Here is a 3955-nt window from a genome sequence, read left to right as displayed (position 1 = left end):
AGCAGATAGGGGTTTCGGAAATTTAATCTGACGATGACTACTCTCACATGGGGAAACCCCACACTAACCATCGGCGATGCATCGTTTCACTGCTGAGTTCGGGATGGGATCAGGTGGTTCCAATGCTCTATGGTCGTCAAGAAATTCGGTAGCCAGCGCGTGCCTTGCGGTCACGTTCCAGCGAATGGGTATGTGATAGCTTTTCGGTGTTTTGTGACGTTCGAACTTTCGATTCGTTTCGTCTTCACACACCGCAATCTGGTGCTCGTTCGCTTTTCAGCTCGAAGCAAGCAAATTGCTTGGGTGTTATATGGTCAAGCCTCACGGGCAATTAGTACAGGTTAGCTCAACGCCTCACAGCGCTTACACACCCTGCCTATCAACGTCGTAGTCTTCGACGGCCCTTCAGGGGACTCAAGGTCCCAGTGAGATCTCATCTTGAGGCAAGTTTCCCGCTTAGATGCTTTCAGCGGTTATCTTTCCCGAACATAGCTACCCGGCAATGCCACTGGCGTGACAACCGGAACACCAGAGGTTCGTCCACTCCGGTCCTCTCGTACTAGGAGCAGCCCCTCTCAAATCTCAAACGTCCACGGCAGATAGGGACCGAACTGTCTCACGACGTTCTAAACCCAGCTCGCGTACCACTTTAAATGGCGAACAGCCATACCCTTGGGACCGGCTTCAGCCCCAGGATGTGATGAGCCGACATCGAGGTGCCAAACACCGCCGTCGATATGAACTCTTGGGCGGTATCAGCCTGTTATCCCCGGAGTACCTTTTATCCGTTGAGCGATGGCCCTTCCATACAGAACCACCGGATCACTAAGACCTACTTTCGTACCTGCTCGACGTGTCTGTCTCGCAGTCAAGCGCGCTTTTGCCTTTATACTCTACGACCGATTTCCGACCGGTCTGAGCGCACCTTCGTACTCCTCCGTTACTCTTTAGGAGGAGACCGCCCCAGTCAAACTACCCACCATACACTGTCCTCGATCCGGATAACGGACCTGAGTTAGAACCTCAAAGTTGCCAGGGTGGTATTTCAAGGATGGCTCCACGCGAACTGGCGTCCACGCTTCAAAGCCTCCCACCTATCCTACACAAGCAAATTCAAAGTCCAGTGCAAAGCTATAGTAAAGGTTCACGGGGTCTTTCCGTCTAGCCGCGGATACACTGCATCTTCACAGCGATTTCAATTTCACTGAGTCTCGGGTGGAGACAGCGCCGCCATCGTTACGCCATTCGTGCAGGTCGGAACTTACCCGACAAGGAATTTCGCTACCTTAGGACCGTTATAGTTACGGCCGCCGTTTACCGGGGCTTCGATCAAGAGCTTCGCGTTAGCTAACCCCATCAATTAACCTTCCGGCACCGGGCAGGCGTCACACCCTATACGTCCACTTTCGTGTTTGCAGAGTGCTGTGTTTTTAATAAACAGTCGCAGCGGCCTGGTATCTTCGACCGGCGTGGGCTTACGCAGCAAGTGCTTCACCCTCACCGGCGCACCTTCTCCCGAAGTTACGGTGCCATTTTGCCTAGTTCCTTCACCCGAGTTCTCTCAAGCGCCTTGGTATTCTCTACCCAACCACCTGTGTCGGTTTGGGGTACGGTTCCTGGTTACCTGAAGCTTAGAAGCTTTTCTTGGAAGCATGGCATCAACCACTTCGTCACCCAAAGGGTAACTCGTCATCAGCTCTCGGCCTTGGAATCCCGGATTTACCTAAGATTCCAGCCTACCACCTTAAACTTGGACAACCAACGCCAAGCTGGCCTAGCCTTCTCCGTCCCTCCATCGCAATAACCAGAAGTACAGGAATATTAACCTGTTTTCCAACGACTACGCTTTTCAGCCTCGCCTTAGGGACCGACTAACCCTGCGTCGATTAACGTTGCGCAGGAAACCTTGGTCTTTCGGCGTGGGTGTTTTTCACACCCATTGTCGTTACTCATGTCAGCATTCGCACTTCTGATACCTCCAGCAAGCTTCTCAACTCACCTTCACAGGCTTACAGAACGCTCCTCTACCGCATCACCTAGGTGATACCCGTAGCTTCGGTGTATGGTTTGAGCCCCGTTACATCTTCCGCGCAGGCCGACTCGACTAGTGAGCTATTACGCTTTCTTAAAGGGTGGCTGCTTCTAAGCCAACCTCCTAGCTGTCTAAGCCTTCCCACATCGTTTCCCACTTAACCATAACTTTGGGACCTTAGCTGACGGTCTGGGTTGTTTCCCTTTTCACGACGGACGTTAGCACCCGCCGTGTGTCTCCCATGCTCGGCACTTGTAGGTATTCGGAGTTTGCATCGGTTTGGTAAGTCGGGATGACCCCCTAGCCGAAACAGTGCTCTACCCCCTACAGTGATACATGAGGCGCTACCTAAATAGCTTTCGAGGAGAACCAGCTATCTCCGAGCTTGATTAGCCTTTCACTCCGATCCACAGGTCATCCGCTAACTTTTCAACGGTAGTCGGTTCGGTCCTCCAGTTAGTGTTACCCAACCTTCAACCTGCCCATGGATAGATCGCCCGGTTTCGGGTCTATTCCCAGCGACTAGACGCCCTATTAAGACTCGCTTTCGCTACGCCTCCCCTATTCGGTTAAGCTCGCCACTGAAAATAAGTCGCTGACCCATTATACAAAAGGTACGCAGTCACCCAACAAAGTGGGCTCCCACTGCTTGTACGCATACGGTTTCAGGATCTATTTCACTCCCCTCTCCGGGGTTCTTTTCGCCTTTCCCTCACGGTACTAGTTCACTATCGGTCAGTCAGTAGTATTTAGCCTTGGAGGATGGTCCCCCCATATTCAGACAAAGTTTCTCGTGCTCCGTCCTACTCGATTTCACTTCTAAGATCCTTTCGCGTACAGGGCTATCACCCACTATGGCCGCACTTTCCAGAGCGTTCCGCTAAAATCAAAGAAGCTTAAGGGCTAGTCCCCGTTCGCTCGCCACTACTAAGGGAATCTCGGTTGATTTCTTTTCCTCAGGGTACTTAGATGTTTCAGTTCCCCTGGTTCGCCTCTTGCACCTATGTATTCAGTACAAGATAACCATCTTATGATGGCTGGGTTCCCCCATTCAGACATCTCCGGATCAAAGTCTGTTTGCCGACTCCCCGAAGCTTTTCGCAGGCTACCACGTCTTTCATCGCCTCTGACTGCCAAGGCATCCACCGTATGCGCTTCTTCACTTGACCATATAACCCCAAGCAATCTGGTTATACTGTGAAGACGACATTCGCCGAAAATTCGAATTTCTCAACTAAGAGAACTCACAAATTTTACCTTAGCCTGATCCGTTACCAGTGAAAGTAACGTCCAGTCTATCTTTCTATCACATACCCAAATTTTTAAAGAACGATCTAATCAAAAGACTAGAAATCAACATTCATCATCACCGTGATGGAATGCTCATTTCTAAGCTTTCAGAAGCAGTTTATGGTGGAGCCAAGCGGGATCGAACCGCTGACCTCCTGCGTGCAAGGCAGGCGCTCTCCCAGCTGAGCTATGGCCCCATAACAAAATTGGTGGGTCTGGGCAGATTCGAACTGCCGACCTCACCCTTATCAGGGGTGCGCTCTAACCAACTGAGCTACAGACCCAATTTCGAGCTTGTAACTGTTAGCGTGAGCTATCAGCTTGGAGCTTAAAGCTGCTTCTATCGTCTTCTTCAATGAATCAAGCAATTCGTGTGGGAGCTCATGAAGCAGCTGCGGTCGTCGATTAAGGAGGTGATCCAGCCGCAGGTTCCCCTACGGCTACCTTGTTACGACTTCACCCCAGTCATGAATCACACCGTGGTAACCGTCCTCCCGAAGGTTAGACTAGCTACTTCTGGTGCAACCCACTCCCATGGTGTGACGGGCGGTGTGTACAAGGCCCGGGAACGTATTCACCGCGACATTCTGATTCGCGATTACTAGCGATTCCGACTTCACGCAGTCGAGTTGC

2 tRNA genes and 3 rRNA genes (1 of these 5 cut by a window edge) are annotated in these 3955 nt (G+C 51.4%); all 5 read right to left on the bottom strand.

The window, feature by feature from the left end:
• Positions 1-25: 25 nt before the first annotated feature.
• Positions 26-141, bottom strand: a 5S ribosomal RNA gene (rrf, locus tag PFLQ2_RS24360).
• 169 nt (positions 142-310) lie between these two features.
• A 23S ribosomal RNA gene (locus tag PFLQ2_RS24365) occupies positions 311-3201 on the bottom strand.
• Positions 3202-3443: 242 nt separating this feature from the next.
• A tRNA-Ala gene (locus PFLQ2_RS24370) sits at positions 3444-3519 on the bottom strand.
• A gap of 10 nt (positions 3520-3529) precedes the next feature.
• Positions 3530-3606, bottom strand: a tRNA-Ile gene (locus tag PFLQ2_RS24375).
• A 122-nt stretch (positions 3607-3728) separates the two neighbouring features.
• Positions 3729-3955, bottom strand: a 16S ribosomal RNA gene (locus PFLQ2_RS24380); it runs 1310 nt beyond the window's last position.
• Together the 16S, 23S and 5S rRNA genes with 2 tRNA genes alongside form the textbook arrangement of a ribosomal RNA operon.

The organism is Pseudomonas fluorescens Q2-87, from assembly GCF_000281895.1.
Lineage (GTDB): Bacteria > Pseudomonadota > Gammaproteobacteria > Pseudomonadales > Pseudomonadaceae > Aquipseudomonas > Aquipseudomonas fluorescens_S.
The sequence above is the reverse complement of the archived record's forward strand: the minus strand, read 5'-3'. Positions and strand labels throughout refer to the sequence as shown.